Source organism: Aestuariivivens sediminis (genome assembly GCF_022662105.1).
Taxonomy (GTDB): Bacteria; Bacteroidota; Bacteroidia; order Flavobacteriales; family Flavobacteriaceae; genus Aestuariivivens; species Aestuariivivens sediminis.
On sequence record NZ_JAKMCP010000010.1, the window covers coordinates 75,897 to 93,168 of the forward strand.

The following is a 17,272-nucleotide window of genomic DNA, read 5'->3' on the forward strand; positions in this document are numbered from 1 at the left end:
TAATTATATGTTTCAACAAGATCAGGAAATATTTAACATTCTGTTGGAAATTATTTCTGAAGGGGTCATTATTGTTGATAGTCACCAAAAAATAATGGAGGTTAACAAAGCCTCCGAAATAATTTTCGGGTATACCAAAATGGAATTAACCGGTAAGGATCTCAATTTACTCATTCCATCAAATTATCACAAAAGTCATTCTTTATATTTCAAGAAATTTATTAAAAGAGGGAAACGCCGTAAAATGACTGATGCCACAGATATTTATGCCTTAAAAAAGGATGGCACTATTTTTTCTGTAGAAGTTGAATTAAATCCTTTTTCTATATATGACAAAACCTACGTCATGGCCTTGATCAAGGATATTTCAGAAAAAAAAGAGATTACAAAGAATCTTATGCTTCGCACGAAAGCGTTACAATCTGCTAACAATGGCATAGTCATTACAGATGCCCTAAAATATGACAACCCGGTTATTTACTTTAATTCGACATTTCAAAAGCTCACAGGATACTCCGAGGAAGATATATTGCATAAAAATTGCAGGTTTTTACAGGGCAATGATAAAGATCAAAAAGCCCTTGATGATCTTAGAAAAGCCATTAAAAACGGGGAAAGCTGTCAGGCCAGATTGCGAAACTATAAGAAGGACGGAACCCTGTTTTGGAACGATTTATATGTGTTTCCCATAACAGACGCCAATGGTGTGGTAACCAACTTTATCGGCATTCTAAATGATATAACGTCAAGAAAAAAAGAAGAAGAGGAACGTGAATATTTGGCTTCTATTTTTGATGAATCCCTAAATGAAATCTATGTTTTTGATGCCAGCACCCTAAAATTTATCAATGTAAACTATGGGGCACAAAAAAACATCGGGTATACTTTAGAGGAATTGAGGAATATGACCCCAATTGACCTTAAAACAAGTGGAGAGGACATTACATTTAAGAGGGCTATTGATGTTTTATTAAAAAAACATATAGAGAAATTAGAATTTGAAAGTGAGCATAAGCGGAAAGATGGCACTACTTATCCGATTGAAGTGCATTTACAACTATCAACTCTAAATGGTCGAGAGGTGTTTATTGCCATTATTCTGGACATAACAGAACGGAAAAACTACACCACAAAACTTGAAATGAAGGTTGAAAAAAGAACACATCAGCTAGAATTAGCTCTGAATAGAGAAAAGGAACTCAACGAATTAAAAACGAAGTTTTTATCGTTAGTCTCGCACGAATTTAAAACCCCGTTAAGTGCCATTTTAACATCAACCGAATTATTAGGTAAATATCCGTTACAAGAACAGCAGGAAAAACGAAAGCGACATATTAAAACCATAGAGGATAAAGTTCATTTTTTAAACAATATCATCAATGACTTTCTATCTGTTGAAAAACTCGAAACGGGTAAAGTAAATTATAAGTTTGATCAATTTAAGCTCAGTAAGGTGGTAAATGAGGTGGTGTATGATGCCAATATGCTTCTAAAGGAGAGACAGCAAATAAAATACCCGGAAAATATTGATGATTTATCCCTTTACCAGGATGAGAAAATAATTCAAGTCATTCTTTCCAATTTACTATATAATGCCATAAACTATTCCCCCGAAGGATCAACGATAGAATTGCACATTGAACAAAATGAAAAAACAACCACTGTTACCGTAAAAGATAATGGTATGGGCATACCGGAAAAGGATCAAAAACACATTTTTGAACGGTATTTCAGAGCCCATAATGTTGAAAACATCCAAGGCACCGGTATAGGCTTAAATATTGTAAAAAGCCATCTGGAGAATTTAGGGGGGACCATATTTTTTGAAAGCGTGGAGCATCAAGGGACCACCTTTGTGATAAGTTTTCCAAATATAGCACAGCCATGAAAACCGTATTACTCATAGAAGATGATACCAGTTTAAGAGAAAATACTGCAGAACTTTTAGAGCTCTCCAACTATAACGTTTTAAAGGCTTCCAATGGCGTGATAGGTGTAGAAATGGCTAAAAAGTATTTGCCCGATATTATTGTTTGTGATATTATGATGCCCGAATTAGATGGCTATGGCACTTTGGACATCCTTTCCAAACATAGCCCTACAAGATTAATACCTTTTATATTTCTATCTGCTAAAACCGAACGTCATGAGGTTAGAAAAGGCATGAATTTAGGTGCGGACGACTATATTACCAAACCTTTTACGGAAGATGATATTATTAGTGCCATTGAAAGTCGATTGGCAAAAGTTTCCATTTTAAATGAATTGAAACGCGGTAAAGAAGAAAGGAAGATTATGCCGTTTCATGAAAATGAAATTAAAACACTAAATGACTTAAAAAACTTTTTTGATGATTATGGAGTCGAACTACACTTCAACAGAGATGATGTTATTTATCATGAAGGCGATCATTCCAATTACATCTACTTAATTGAAAAAGGTGCCGTGAAATGTTATCGCATTGATGAGCAGGGTAAAGAATTGGTAACGGCCTTGCACAAAGAAGATGATTTATTTGGTTATACCTCATTTACAAACAATATGCCACATCAGGAAACTGCTACGGCCATTGCCCATACTAAATTATTGGGTATATCCATATTGGATTTTAATGACGTATTAAGCAAAAATCACAAAGTTGTTCTGGAACTCATAGACCTCTTAACAGATGATCTGTCTACTATAAAGGAACAGTTGTTAGAAATGGCTTATGGTACAGTGAATAAAAAAACGGCTTCAACCATCCTAAAATTTGCTGAAAAAATTAATCGTAAACCTGACGATCCCATAAAAATTTCAAGAAGTGATCTGGCCAGTGTGGCTGGTATTGCTCCGGAAACATTGATAAGGGCATTAACCGAATTCAAAAAACTGGGCATTATAAAAGCAGAGGGCAGAAACATTAAAGTGATAGACCTTAAAAAACTAAAAAGTATTACCTAGTTTCGGGAGCTCTAGAGTTAAAATGATAAATATCATTTCATCTGAAGTAACTACGGCCTAATTTAGTAGGTAAAGAGACCATTCGATGAAAAACATTTTATTACCTACAGATTTTTCGGAAAATTCTTGGAATGCCATAAAATATGCGATTCATTTTTTTGATACCGTCCCCTGTAATTTTTATTTGTTACATATTATCCGGGTAAGCGACAATTTTTTGGATGGCTCACCTTATATTGCAACGGAAGAGGTTTTGGAAGCCGTACACAAAAAACCTTCTAAACAAAAATTACGCAAGGTATTAAAGCGAATCTCTGAACATTTCCCCAACAATCCATACCACAGTTATTACAGTATGACCGACTACGACTTTTTTATCGAGTCCATACGTAAGCATGTGGAGCAGAAACAAATAGATACCATAGTCATGGGAACCAAAGGGGCCTCAGGTTTAAAGGAAATTATTATTGGAAGCAACACGGGTGATGTTATCACCAAAGTGAAATGTAATCTCCTGGCAGTTCCTGAGCAGGCCAATTTCTGTAAAATCAGAGATATTGCCTTTGTAACCGATTTTTCCTTGAATTACAATATTCAAATATTACAGCCCTTATTTGAGATTACTGAACGAAACAAGGCGGCCTTGCATATCCTTCATATCAGTAAAAACAAAACGAGTTTAAATACAGAACAACAGATAAATCGTGAGACTTTAGGGGATTATTTCATTAGCATAGATTCCAGATTTCATTATTTAACAAATACAAAACTGGAAGATGCGATCCAAGGTTTTGTAGAAACCCAAAACATAAATTTAATCTGTATGGTGGCTAAAAATTTAAATTATTTTCAGCAAATATTATTTCATTCAAAAATCGAAAAAATAAGTTATCACATAAAAATTCCTTTTTTGGTGTTACATGAAAAAAATTAAACATTATGGACATTTCAATATTCTTGGCAAAATTCTGGGGTTGGTATCTTATCATATTCTTCTTGATTTTAAGTCTCAATCCCAAACGAATAAAACAAATTTTTACCGATTTAAAAGATGAAAAATTCCTGATTATTTCATCGTTTATGGCGATTTTATTTGGCCTTATAAACATCCTATTGCACAATATATGGGAACCCAATTGGAAATTTATTATCACACTCATGGGTTGGATATCCCTTATATTGGGTCTGTTGTTGTTTATCTTCCCAAAACGGACCATTGCATTTCTGCAGTTCATTAACATTAAACTGGTGCAGGTTATTTATACATTGCTGTTTTTTACGGGATTGTTTTTACTAAACATGGTTTATAATATTGTTCCTTTTTAATGAATAAACTGATAAATATCATATTTTAACTCTAAAAGTTAATTTATATTAGACGCTAATTAAAACGTTCTTTACTTAATAGTTATCTTAAAATCTAAGCTTTGTTATTGAAAGATGATAAAAGCTACAAGGTGTTTAAAGTATTAATTACCCGGGAAAACCCAATAATATTGATCTTTTAAAAAATTATATTGAAGAAAACCGAACGTTAATTAATGGCATTAAACATTTTGGAGAAACAGGAGATTTCGATCTCCTGTTTCTTAAAGAAAAATAGTGTTGTTAAATTTAATATTTAAAGCACTATTAGAAATATTTGGCGGTATTGACTATCTGAAGAATTAATATTACTCGTAATGGAAATATTGATGTTTTGAAAAGGATCGTTAATAAAATCAAATATTTCAAAGAGGAAACAGGAAGTTCATCCTTCCTGTTTCTTTTTAACATAGGCTATTAATCATTTTGCATATACTAGTTGGTGAAAAAAGAGAGGGATGGACTTTTGCATTCCTCTTTTTTTATTAGCAAGGTTCCATTCAAATCCTATCAAATCTGAAATTTCAACCTGATATATATCATTGTATCAGGGTCTTATAGTCTTTAATTTTAAAGATAATACTATCAGACATGAGAAAAATATTGATATTAACCGATTTTTCAGACCATGCATTTAACTATGCGGCAGACTTATTTAAATATGAGATTTGTTCGTTTTACATCATGCATGCCTACCAGGATGATAGTGATGCACCGGAAATCAATAGCGAGGAAACAAATTTAGAGACTATACTTACTGATACCGCTACAATAGCTAAAAAGAAGCTAGAAAAAACCATAAAAAGTGTTACCTCCACCACTCCAAATCCAAGACATTCGTACCATTTAATTTCAACAAATCATTCACTTTTGGAGGAGGTAGACCATCTGGTTGAGGAACAAAATATCGATATCATTGTGATGGGTGCTAAAGAGCAGAGCCATCACAAAAATATAACCTTTGGCAGCCATACCCCTCAAGTGATAAAATATGTAAAATGCCCCGTATTGGTTATTCCCGAACAATGTGATTACAACAAACCCAAACACATTCTTTTTCCGACGCATTATTTAATCCCCTACAAAAGAAGGGAATTGAAACTCTTCAGCGAAATAGCTTATTCATACCGGGCTGTAATTGATGTTCTTTACAACACCAAAAGTAAAAAACTTTCAGCCCATCAAAAAGATAATCAACGGTTTTTGAATGAAGAACTAGGTAAAAATCAAATCCATTTTAAAACCTCAAGCAATCAAAATATCACGGATGCCATACGGTCTTACATAAAACACAATGAAATAGACATGCTTGTTCTTGTAAATTCAAACCACCTGACCTATGAAGATATTATTTTTAAAACCACCCTGGATGAAATCATCTTAAACCTTGATATTCCATATTTAATATTACAAAACAGGGAAACCTGATGGGTTATCTCAATTTAAACGATACATATCATGAAAAATATTCTTCTCCCCACCGATTTTTCCGATAATTCATGGAATGCCATTCAATACGCCGTACAACTATTTCAAAATACCGCTTGTAACTTTTTTTTACTTAACACCTATACTCCAGAAATCTATCATTTAGAATATGTTTTGGTAGAACCTGAACAATTTGGCATGCACAACCAGGCCCGTGAAGACGCTCTTGAAAACTTATATGCCTTAAAAAAACGAATTTCAAATGAGCTGCCGAACCCTAAACATACCATTGAGCAAATAGCATCATTCAATGCCTTAATTCCTGAAATTAAAGACATTATTACGGAAAGGCGGATAGACTATGTCATTATGGGCACAAAAGGGGCCTCCGGTGCTAAAGAGATTTTAATGGGAAGTAATACCGTACATGCCTTTAAACATTTGAATTGCCCCGTTTTGGCCATTCCAAGCGATTTTTCATTTGTAAAACCAAACGACATCTTATTCCCAACCGACTATAAAATAAACTATAAACAACATCATTTAAAACCCCTTTTTGATATCATAGCCCTCCACCAGTCCAAAGTTAATGTTATACATGCTACCTATGGATATGACCTATCGGAATTACAGAAAAAAAACAAGAGAAAGCTTGATAAACTCTTTAAGAATACAACACATTTGTTTTATCACGTGAGCAACCAAACCGTGGAAGAGTGCATCTCGAAATTTCAACTAAAAGAACATATTAATCTTTTAGTCATGATCAATAACAAGCACTCGTTTTTTGAGAACTTGTTCTTTAAATCAACGATTAACCAAATAGGGTTTCATCTTAATGTCCCATTTTTGGTCATTCCGGAAAACATGTAAAATGCCAAACCAAAGAACACATGAAACGGAAAATTTTACTGCCCACCGATTTTTCAGATAATGCATGGAATGCGATCATCTATGCCCTGAAGCTCTTTAAGCATGAGTTCTGCACATTCTATTTATTGAATTCCACATTCATTCAAATTTCAACACTCTCCTATTTTTCAAATAAATTGTTAAAATCCATTGAGCAAGACGCTTTAAAATCGTTGATGGACTTAGAAGAATTAGCCGAATCCACAAATGCCAATTGTAACCATGACTTTCAGATTATTCTAAGTCAGGAAAATTTAAATACGGCATTAAAAAAAGCCATACTGGAATGGGATATCGATTTGGTTATCATGGGTACTAAGGGTGCTACTGGTGCCAGGGAAGTGTTTTTTGGCAGTAATACCATACACGTTATTAACAATTTAAAAAATTGCCCGGTGCTAATCGTTCCCGAAACCTACGATTTTTTGGTTCCTGTTCAAATAGCCTTTCCCACCGATTATAACCGGTTTTACAGCGACAAAGAATTACGACCAATAAAGCTGTTAGCCGATCTCTACGATGCCAAAATTAGAATAATGCACATCAATGCTGAAGAAAATCTCAATGACATTCAAGAGTACAATCTAAATAAGCTTAAACAGTATTTAGACCATTACGATTACTCATTTCACTGGATGCCAAAATATGGTAATAAAGAAATGGAAATAAATGATTTTATAAGAGAACTGGATATCAATATTCTGGCTATGGTGAACTATAAGCACAATTTCATGGAAAAAATAACCCATGAACCTGTAATTAAAAAGATAGGATACCATTGTAAAATTCCTTTTATGGTCATACCGGAATAAACTGGAATAAAATTGTACCAGTAACCAATTCACATCCAAAATAATACCATAACCTTATGGAAACTCCTAGTATTAATATCACTAAATCTTCAGGCGAAAGGGTAAAATTTTCATTAGCTAAACTCAAAGCGTCCTTAAAACGCACAGGAGCAGATGAGCATACGGTCGATCAGATTATTGATAAAGTCAAGGATGAACTTTACCCCGACATATCAACAAAAGAAATTTATAACAGGGCCTTTGCTCTACTTAAAAAAAAGAAGAGGGTTTTAGCCTCTAAATATAAACTTAAGAAAGCCATTTACGAACTTGGTCCTACAGGATTCCCTTTTGAGCGATTCATAGGTGCCATTTTAAAATATTCCGGTTATACCGTCGAAATTGATACTGTCCTGAACGGGCAATGCGTTACCCATGAAATAGATGTGTTGGCCCATAAGAATGGTGAAACAACAGTTATAGAATGTAAATTTCATAGTGAAGAAGGGCTTAAATGTAATGTTAAAATTCCACTGTATATACATTCCCGTTACACTGATGTAAAGGCTTATTGGAATTCAAATCCCAAAAACAACTCTAAACTCACTAAAGGCTGGGTAGTAACAAACACCCGCTTTACCGAAGATGCCATACAATATGGCCAATGTGCTAACTTATATTTATTAAGTTGGGACTATCCAAAAAATGATGGTTTGAAGGACCGCATAGATCGTCTTGGATTGTATCCTATAACCGTATCGACATTGCTGTCCAGACGGGAAAAACAATTTTTATTAAGTAGGGACATTGTGCTATGCAGGGAATTAATCGGTGATGTTTTTTATCTGGACCATTTGGGGATTTCTGAATTACGAAAGCAAAACATTTTAAATGAAATACAAATGCTCTGTCGGCATTAAAGGCTTATGGATAGACATGTCAACATACATTTTCTGGGAGCTACCGAAGTGGTAACAGGATCAAAATTTCTTATTGAAACCTCCGAAATTAATATCCTTATCGACTGTGGTATGTTTCAAGGATTAAAAAATTTAAGAGAGTTAAACTGGAGCCATTTACCGGTGGATGTTAAAAGTATTGATGCGGTTTTGCTCACCCATGGCCATTTGGACCATGTTGGGTATTTGCCAAGACTATTAAAACAAGGGTTTATGGGAAAAATTTTAGGAACCGCCCCTACACTATCCATTGCTCAAATTATTTTAAAAGACAGTGCCAAAATACACGAGGAAGAAGCAGAGAGAGCCAACAAAGAGAAATACACAAAACATACACCGGCCTTGCCGTTTTACACCGTATTGGAGGCAGAAAAGACGATAGAACACTTTCAAGTGGAAATGCTTGACCAATGGATCTCCTTGTCCGAACATGTCGCTTTCCGCTTTCAGTACAATGGACATATCATTGGGGCAACATTTATAGATTTGGATATAAACGGCAAGCGCTTTGTGTTTTCAGGCGATATCGGTAGACCTAATGACTATTTATTGGACAATCCAAAAAAGCCGGAGTGGGCCGATATTTTAATTATGGAGGGTACCTATGGCAATCGGTTGCACCCTAAAGAGGATGTTGAAGGCCTGCTTTCCGCTTTGGCAATGGAAACCATTAACAAAAGAGGAAACCTTATTATTCCAAGTTTTGCTGTTGAACGGTTGCAAACCCTCATGTATGTGTTATGGAAACTATATCAAAAAAACAGGATCCCCAATATTCCAATCATTATTGATAGCCCCATGGGCAATAATGTTTTAGAGGTCTTTGAACGTTTTCCAAAATGGCATAAATTGTCTCATGAATCCTATAGAAACATGTGCGCCCATGTGACCCTTTTAGAATCATACAGAGAAACCTGGGATAGCATCGATGACCAACGCTCAAAAATAATTATTGCAGGAAGTGGGATGGTCACTGGTGGTCGTGTGCTCACCTATTTACAACAACTCATAGATAATCCCAGTACAACCGTCTTACTGGTGGGCTATCAGGCCGAAGGTACCCGGGGCAGACAACTGGTCGACGGTGCCCACGAAATACGAATCTTTGGAAAATATTACCCGGTAAATGCCCAAATTAAGCATATAGAAAGTCTTTCGGCACATGCCGATCAGAATGAGATATTGGATTGGACAAATAGCATTAAAAACATTCCGGAGAAGGTGTTTTTAATTCACGGGGAAGCGGATGCGCTTAATACCTTGCGTATTAAAATTAAAGACACCTATAACTGGAACGCCACTATACCGCATTTGTACGATGCGGAAACCGTATTGATATAATTTAAAAAAATCACAACATGGAAATAATCAAAAATTATAAAAGTTACAATGACAACAAGTCCATTGATGAGTTACAATACAACCTATCACTGGAAATCGATACCCTGGAAAATATGAAGTTAGAGCTGGCCTTTTATAACCACTTATTGGATAAGCCCATATTTAAGGAACACACTATAAATTTATATGAAAGACTTTCAGATCTTAAACATGAAATCCAGGAGTTAAATACTAAAAGAATTGACTTGCTAAACGCCATTTATTCACATTCAAATCATATAAATATTAAGATAGAATGCGATGATATCGCTTGTGACACCTTTTTTATAAAGGAACATGATGCTATTGAATTAAAAATATTCAATTTTAACCGTACTGTAGCCAACTTCAAATATAATTTATTTCAATATCTGGACAGTGTACTTATTAACTAAGAAAATCGTGGATAACTCACTTTGATATATTGTCCAGACTGATATATATCATTGTGGAAAATGGTAATTCTGGATACTTTAGGGGAACATAAAATTTACGTGTAACTTAAATTAATAAGACTATGACAACATTAATGAAACGCAAAAAAAGTCGAAGGTTAGCACCTTTTAACAACAGGTTATTGACTCCCTGGAGCAACAATTTGTTAAGACCTTGGAGTAGTTTGTTCCCATCCAACTATGATGACTTTAGTAATTTGATGAGGTTTGATGATATCTTTAAGGATGATTTCTTTGAAGATGACAGTCTATTGCCTGCTATGAACGTGAGAGAGCATAAAGATGATTTTGAAATTGAATTGGCCGCTCCTGGATTTACTAAAAAAGATTTTGAAGTGACAATTGAAGAAGATGTACTTCATGTTCATGGTGAAAAAGAAATAGAAGAGGAAGAAAAAGAAGATGATTTTACTCGAAAAGAGTTTAATTACAAATCTTTTAAAAGATCGATGATGCTACCTCCTTCTGTGGATTTAGATCAAGATGTTAAGGCATCCTATAAAAATGGTATCTTAAAAGTTAAATTAATTAAACGAGAAGACGCCAAAATAAAAGAGCCTCCTAAAAAAGTTATTGAAGTTGATTAATTTTTAATGAGCAGAAAGCAATATACAGAAATATTGCTTTCTGTTTTTTTTAACTAAAACAAATAGAAATGAAATCAAAAGAAAAAAAAATTAAATATGGCGTCTGGTTAAATGCGGAAATCATGCATAATAATTCTCGAAAATGGTTATCAGAATTGGAATTTGCGAAAGACGAACAATTATTTTTTGACGATTTAATAAAATCATACACGCTTCAGCTCATCGACTCTAAGTATTTTTCGGATACCAAAAAAATTATTGATCGATTGAGCCTTCTTCAAAATGAAACGGAAACATTGATCAGAACCGTAAGAAATCATGATAAAGGTATAAGTATAATGCTTGACGATAGTTATGAGGTTGAAAAGGAAGAGGCATATAAAAAGAAACACGGAAAACTTATAGTGGTTGTGAATAGTTTCATGGAAAAATATAAAACACTAAAATCAGAATTATTTACGCTGATAGCCGAAATTCTAAAAGACCATAAACTTTTACTTCCGGGGTAACATTAGGATTATGAAATTTCCAATAGGCATAGGGCTATTCTTTTTTGTACTCAATTGTTCAAATGTGGAACTTGTGGACTATTGGAAAAATCCCGATATAGACATTTACAGTCCAAAAAAGGTTTTACTTATTGGTCTGACCTCCAATAGTGAGGTGAGACAGCAATTTGAAGATCAATTGAAACAGGAATATGAAGCCAGAGGGGTTAGTGCTCAAACCAGCTTTACGTATTTCAAATCATCATTCACTACAGAAAAGAAAACGGAAGAAGAGCTAAATGCATTGGAAGACACACTTATTCAAGATGGATTTGACACCATTCTGTTTGCGAAGTTGATTGGCAGTGAAGATAAAATTGAGTACAAAAAAAATTATGATGGATTCGATAGTAAGGATAAAAAATTTAAAGAAGACTTTTTAAAATACCAGGATGCCTTTTACAACCCGGATTATTACAATGAATATACCATTTATCATACCGAAACGTCATTGTATTGTATTTGTCCAACACACCCTCGCGAACTGATTTGGAAAGGGTATTTTGATATCTCTGACCCGGAATCCATTAATGAAACCGTTCATGACTATGCGAGATTAGTCATCCTTATTTTAGAAGAACAACAACTTATTAGTCCCGATATGGAAGAGTATTTCCATGAAGATGGAGCCATTCAGTAAATCCAATATAACCATTAAGGTTTATTTAAACAGTTTATTCAGAAGACTATCATCCACTTAAGCATATTATTCAAAACTTAAATGGTCATTTAAGAAGGGAAACATGTCCTTTGCAATGCGCCCATGCGTTCCAAAGATCCGATTGAAATGGGTTCCATTGTATTCTTCGGCGTGATGCACAATGCCAAGATTTTCTAATTTTTTACTAAACGCTCTACATGAAGACACCACGTTTTTAAAATCGTCATTTCTCCCCCATTCCAGTTTTAAAGAATGTAGTGATCGAAGTTGAGTCATATATTGTTCAATCATATTGAATGGTAATTCCCTTATCCAGCGTTTTAAAATGGCGTCATCAATGATCCTTTTCCCCTCTACAAATTTCACGGGAAAGTCAGCGAAGTAAGGAGGATTAGCTGGATTTGGTGCAAATGCCCTACCTGATGCCACCAGCACATTGGGAATCCCAATCCACTCCTTTTGAAGCCGTTCAGGATTTGTAATATCCTCCAATTCTTTATAGGAAGGACTATCCGGAGCAAATTCATCGGATAGTATGAGCAAACCCGGAGATAAGGAATAGATATGGGAAAAGACTTCACTGCTTTGCATTCCTATTTTAAGGGCACCAAAACCCCCTGACGACCAGCCTACCAATGCCCTGCTTTCCTTTTTCGGAATGGTTCGATAATTGGCATCCATATAATCAACGACCTCCTTTTTGGTAAACGTAATCCAATCTCCAATTAATGATGAATTTGAAAAATAACTTCCCTGATATAACGTGTAGTGGTCCGGTATCACAAGAATGACAGATGCGATATCGTTCGTTTGTATGGCATGATCCAATATGGGTTTGATCTGATCGCTAAGCCAGTCATTAGGCATGCCTATACCCGGCAAATAATAGATGACCGGATAGCGCTTACTTTCTTTGTCATAATCGGGCGGCAGATATATGGTTAGTTGTCGATTAGGATCTTCTCCTCCATTATTAATCAATGCTGCAGAAGAAAGCGCCTTCGATTCAATTCGACCCTGACCAAAACTGGAAACAGAAATACACCATGCGGTTACCAATAAAAAAAATCTCATAAGGAAAGTTTTATGTATTAAAATGTTATCAATACCCTAAAAATACATATTATCCATTACATGATCGGAAAGGTACTCTTTTGTCTTCGAAAACCTATTTCACATCATGTCATTTTAGTTTATAGCTAGTCCAATCCATTTATTACTCCATGCTTAACAAAAACTATGGTGTGTATGAAAACTCAGGATCCCCTAACGTCGAAGTCATCCACAATTAATTTGGCTGTTCCTAGAATCATGTTCTTCCCACCTCTGTCGATGATGAATATCATTGTTTATTATTTGGAGGACAGCTACATTCGGGTATTGATTTATAATAGAGGAAGAATAATTTAAAACAAGTATCATGAAAAAATTTATATCAGTATTGACTTTAATTTTTTTACTGTCAGGTTGTGCTTCAACTAAACAATATGTTCAGAATTCGGACAGAAATAATAGTGGCAATAATTATAATAATGAAACCATGGCACAGATATACGTTCTTAGACCAAGTTCGTTCGGATCGGCAATAACATTTAAGATTTATCAAGACGAGAAATTTATTGGAGAATTAGGACCCAATAGTTATTTGTCATGGCAGGTTGATCCGGCAAACGGAAAAATAGAAGTCATCAGTAAAGCCGAGAATTATGCCATGATTGTTATAACTCCGGAAGTTGGAAAAACCTATTACATCAAACAAAAAGTTAAAATGGGATGGATTATGGCGCGAACAGAACTGGAGTGGCTTACAGAAGAAGAGGCACTGGATATCCTGAAAAAGCTTAAAGCCCCTAAAATCCCCAACCTAATACAATAAGTATCCATTCAGCCTTATTATTGATCATGGTTTGCCCAATTCAAAAGAATTTTTGAACACGCTTATGACCAGTAATCATGCGATGACGTTCTCAGAAAATCAGATCAAGCCTTACTAAATTAGTAAGGCTTTTGAAATAGCGACCGGATGACATGCCATCAATATATTCGGTTGTGTGATTCCAGTGAAGCAAGATGCATGCTAGGTGCAACACTTTAACGAATAGAATAAAATATATTGAGCTTTATTGCAAAACCCTTAAAACTATGAATATAACCTTTTAAAGATTTGAAACATAATAGAGACTTAAATTGCTAAGGATGGGTTTTCTTGTCGATTCTAACACTTTTAATCTAATCCCTTTAACCTCAACTGCATCAAATTGATGTATACGTTTGTGTCCGATGCTTTTACCTTGCACCATGGTCTTCCATTTTCCGTTTACCAAACCTTCAATCAAATAGTTCCTCACACGTTCACCATCTTTAATATCTTCCTGAATTATAATGTGGTTGATCAAACTTGGCATTTTTAGGGTTAAGGTAATTGTACTCCCTTTTCCTGATGTTGAAGCTATTGGTCTTTCAAAACGTCTTTTGATTTCATCTCCCCAGGCTTTTAACCGTTCCACATCCACTTGCGGCAATACCCCATTCGGGTCGGGTGTTAAACCCATAATTAAGGTTGCATTTCTACCGACAGACTTGTAATACATGGTCATTAAATTTTCCAAGGGAAACACATGTGCTTCATCACCAGGTTCCCAAAACCATTCATGGCGTCCGTTGTATCCTCGTAAAGGGGCATCGGCCATGGCAGGCATCCAAAATTCGCCGTTAGGATCTCCTTCTTTTAGTAATTGAAAATTATTTGAGGCTATATTCTTTCTGGCACTTTCTCCAGCGCCGGTAGCAACGTAAGGAAATGTTGCCCAACAAGGATCTCCTACCATACCGGATTCAGAGCCGCCCCATCGTACTTCTGCGAGTTGCCCATTATGATAGAACAGGCAATTAGGTTGATATTTTCTTACTATTGGCAAAACATCCGGAGCACCATTATTAGGGTGATCTGCACCGCCGTCAAACCAAATTTCAAAAAGTTCACCATAATTGGTACAAATCTCCTTAACCATCCCTTCAACCATTTGATTATACCACTTTTGTCGATTTTCTCTGAATTCACCTTCACCATTTACCTTAAAATCATGAACGCCTAAAAACGAATTCCATCGGATACCTAAATAAATTCCCGGCTTAATCCCATACTTTCTGCAGGACGTTACAAAATCGGCGACAATATCACCTTTGCCCTCACGCCAGTTTAATGCTTTTAAGCAGTAAGGATTCACGTCAGATTGGTACAACGCGAAACCGGTTTCGTGGGTCGCGGTTAAAATAGCAAATTTAGCTCCAGCCGCTTTTGCTGCCTTTACCCACTGATCGGTATCCAATTGTTCAGGATTAAATATCTGATAATTATCAATAGGATCTATTCGGTTATTACTCTGCCCGTATTTTACACCATCGAACACATGTAAGTCATAATGAAAAACAACTCCCAGTTCAGCCTCCTGCCATGCGAGTTGCCTACTATTAGGTTTGGGATTGGATATGTCTTCTATGGGAATGAATACGCTATAGGATTCGCTTCCCTCTTTAGCTGCCAGACTTAACACTTTAGGCTTTCCGTCCTCGCAGTATATAAACGGACGCTCCAGACGATCCGGAACCACAATTGAACCATCTGCCTTTTTTATCCTTTTAGGCATTAACACAAATTCATTGGCTTTCTCCCAGTTTATCCCATCAAGGGATGTAACCAACCCTATAAAACCATGAGCATGAAACACCCCGTAAAAGCGGTTTTTGGTTTCATCGTACCACATAGACATGTCTTCGGTATCTATATAATCAATTACCGGCTTTTCTTGAATTTGAAATGGCCCTGTTGGGGACTTTGAAACCGCTATTGCCTGATTTCTTATAAATCGCATCTCATTGGGTTTATCACCCTTAACGATTAAATAATAATTACCATCCCGACCTTTATCTATGGCCGGATTTACAGTGATTGTTGTTATGGGTCCTGAAGGCTCTAATAAAGGTTGGTCCAATCGTTTCCATGGGCCATTAATGGAATTTGAAACCGCAACACCCGTACGTTGATTGGGGCGTAAAATCTTCCAGTTTGGGTGACTGTAACCGGTGTGTGCTGTTTCTATGAGATCTTCTTCTGTAAACGCCTTATCTCCCAAGTTTGTCGCGACATAATACAAATAATATGTGCCTTCAAAATATTTTATTTTAGGATTATGTGCCGTTATGGCGTCCCAACGATGTTTACGAGTACCCTCTAAAACGACCTCCTTAAATGTCCATGGCCCTGCAGGACTTTTAGAAGTGGCATGAGCAATTTCAGAATGGGTTAACCATCCAAAAAAGCCATATTCTTTTTTCCACCGCGAATAAAACAAATGATACTTACCATTTTCTCCTTTTAATATGGAAGTCCCCCAATTGTAATACCCTTCTGTCTTAAACACATTCTCTGAAGTAATGGGCTTAAAACTATCATACAGTCTTAAATCGTCTGTTTTATTTTGTGCTGTACTCAAGCTCACCAAAAAGAGGAAGGTCATTATCCAGCCATACTTCACTTTGTATTTCATATGTTTTTATTTATAGTAATTGCTTTCCTTCTTCATGTCACTTCCTTGTTTTTTATTTTGCGACATAACTTAATACCTTAATTTACGAATTTACAAAAGTATCCTGTTATGAAACGCTGAAATATATTAGGCGGTTATGGAATTAGGCTTGTTTGATCCTACAGCACTCCGTGGCGCTCTATTGTTCTTTTTTTGTTTTACCAAACCTCAGTTTTAAGGATTCACCACTCACGTGGTGCTCCTGCAACGCTCCGCGCTGATAACAGTACAAGCAAATTCCTTGGAATGCCATTGGTATTCAGGATTCACCACTAACGTGGTGCTCCTGCAACGCTCCGCGTTGATAACAGTACAAACAAATTCCTTGGAAGGCCATTGGTATTCAGGATTCACTACTCACGTGATGCTCCTGCAACGCTCCGCGTTGATAACAGTACAAACAAATTCCTTCGAATGCCATTGGTATTCAGGATTCACTACTCACGTGATGCTCCTGCAACGCTCCGCGTTGATAACAGTACAAGCAAATTCCTTGGAATGCCATTGGTATTCAGGATTCACCACTGAAGTGGTGCTCCTGCAACGCTCCGCGTTGATAACAGTACAAACAAATTCCTTCGAATGCCATTGGTATTCAGGATTCACCACTCACGTGATGCTCCTGCAACGCTCCGCGTTGATAACAGTACAAACAAA

At 35.8% G+C, this 17,272-nt stretch carries 17 protein-coding genes; 15 read left to right on the forward strand and 2 right to left on the reverse strand.

The window, feature by feature from the left end; genetic code table 11:
* The first annotated feature begins 7 nt into the window (after nucleotides 1-7).
* From MR054_RS16495 to MR054_RS16555, 13 genes are all read left to right on the forward strand, one after another.
* The gene (locus tag MR054_RS16495; protein WP_242158921.1) at nucleotides 8-1,888 is read left to right on the forward strand and encodes a PAS domain-containing sensor histidine kinase; all 1,881 of its coding nucleotides are present in this window, start codon (nucleotides 8-10) and stop codon (nucleotides 1,886-1,888) included.
* Entirely contained in the window at nucleotides 1,885-2,943 is a 1,059-nt protein-coding gene (locus MR054_RS16500; protein WP_242158923.1) for a response regulator, read from the forward strand. Before MR054_RS16495 ends, MR054_RS16500 begins: the two co-directional genes overlap by 4 nt.
* 85 nt (nucleotides 2,944-3,028) lie before the next feature.
* Nucleotides 3,029-3,877, forward strand: a complete 849-nt coding sequence (locus MR054_RS16505; RefSeq protein ID WP_242158925.1) for a universal stress protein — start codon at nucleotides 3,029-3,031, stop codon at nucleotides 3,875-3,877.
* A gap of 5 nt (nucleotides 3,878-3,882) precedes the next feature.
* Nucleotides 3,883-4,269, forward strand: coding sequence for a hypothetical protein (locus MR054_RS16510; protein ID WP_242158926.1), 387 nt, complete (start codon nucleotides 3,883-3,885; stop codon nucleotides 4,267-4,269).
* A gap of 630 nt (nucleotides 4,270-4,899) precedes the next feature.
* Nucleotides 4,900-5,736, forward strand: a complete 837-nt coding sequence (locus MR054_RS16515) for a universal stress protein (protein ID WP_242158927.1) — start codon at nucleotides 4,900-4,902, stop codon at nucleotides 5,734-5,736.
* Between the two features lie 30 nt (nucleotides 5,737-5,766).
* Nucleotides 5,767-6,609, forward strand: a complete 843-nt coding sequence (locus tag MR054_RS16520; RefSeq protein WP_242084633.1) for a universal stress protein — start codon at nucleotides 5,767-5,769, stop codon at nucleotides 6,607-6,609.
* Between the two features lie 20 nt (nucleotides 6,610-6,629).
* Nucleotides 6,630-7,460: a universal stress protein gene (locus MR054_RS16525; protein WP_242158928.1), complete on the forward strand. Its 831-nt coding sequence runs from the start codon at nucleotides 6,630-6,632 to the stop codon at nucleotides 7,458-7,460.
* A gap of 56 nt (nucleotides 7,461-7,516) precedes the next feature.
* The gene (locus MR054_RS16530) at nucleotides 7,517-8,359 is read left to right on the forward strand and encodes a restriction endonuclease (RefSeq protein WP_242158929.1); all 843 of its coding nucleotides are present in this window, start codon (nucleotides 7,517-7,519) and stop codon (nucleotides 8,357-8,359) included.
* A gap of 6 nt (nucleotides 8,360-8,365) precedes the next feature.
* A complete protein-coding gene (locus MR054_RS16535) occupies nucleotides 8,366-9,739 on the forward strand; it encodes an MBL fold metallo-hydrolase RNA specificity domain-containing protein (RefSeq protein ID WP_242158930.1) in 1,374 nt (457 codons plus the stop codon).
* Nucleotides 9,740-9,756: 17 nt separating this feature from the next.
* Nucleotides 9,757-10,173 carry a hypothetical protein gene (locus MR054_RS16540; RefSeq protein WP_242158931.1) on the forward strand — a complete coding sequence of 139 codons (417 nt, stop codon included), beginning with the start codon at nucleotides 9,757-9,759 and terminating at the stop codon, nucleotides 10,171-10,173.
* A gap of 122 nt (nucleotides 10,174-10,295) precedes the next feature.
* The gene (locus MR054_RS16545) at nucleotides 10,296-10,820 is read left to right on the forward strand and encodes an Hsp20/alpha crystallin family protein (protein WP_242158932.1); all 525 of its coding nucleotides are present in this window, start codon (nucleotides 10,296-10,298) and stop codon (nucleotides 10,818-10,820) included.
* A 68-nt stretch (nucleotides 10,821-10,888) separates the two neighbouring features.
* Nucleotides 10,889-11,329, forward strand: a complete 441-nt coding sequence (locus MR054_RS16550) for a hypothetical protein (protein ID WP_242084639.1) — start codon at nucleotides 10,889-10,891, stop codon at nucleotides 11,327-11,329.
* 10 nt (nucleotides 11,330-11,339) lie between these two features.
* The gene (locus MR054_RS16555; RefSeq protein WP_242158933.1) at nucleotides 11,340-12,008 is read left to right on the forward strand and encodes a hypothetical protein; all 669 of its coding nucleotides are present in this window, start codon (nucleotides 11,340-11,342) and stop codon (nucleotides 12,006-12,008) included.
* Nucleotides 12,009-12,074: 66 nt separating this feature from the next.
* Here the strand turns inward: MR054_RS16555 and MR054_RS16560 are convergent, their stop codons facing one another.
* On the reverse strand, nucleotides 12,075-13,103 hold the full coding sequence (locus MR054_RS16560; protein ID WP_242158934.1) for an alpha/beta hydrolase: 1,029 nt from the start codon (nucleotides 13,101-13,103) through the stop codon (nucleotides 12,075-12,077).
* Between the two features lie 346 nt (nucleotides 13,104-13,449).
* Between MR054_RS16560 and MR054_RS16565 the strand changes: the two genes are divergently transcribed.
* Nucleotides 13,450-13,905 (forward strand): DUF2846 domain-containing protein, encoded by a 456-nt coding sequence (locus MR054_RS16565; protein ID WP_242158935.1) that lies wholly within the window; start codon nucleotides 13,450-13,452, stop codon nucleotides 13,903-13,905.
* A gap of 280 nt (nucleotides 13,906-14,185) precedes the next feature.
* Here the strand turns inward: MR054_RS16565 and MR054_RS16570 are convergent, their stop codons facing one another.
* A complete protein-coding gene (locus MR054_RS16570) occupies nucleotides 14,186-16,576 on the reverse strand; it encodes an alpha-L-fucosidase (protein WP_242158938.1) in 2,391 nt (796 codons plus the stop codon).
* A gap of 232 nt (nucleotides 16,577-16,808) precedes the next feature.
* Here MR054_RS16570 and MR054_RS16575 point away from each other — a divergent pair.
* On the forward strand, nucleotides 16,809-17,272 hold a 464-nt coding region (locus MR054_RS16575; protein WP_242158939.1), incomplete at its 3' end, for a hypothetical protein.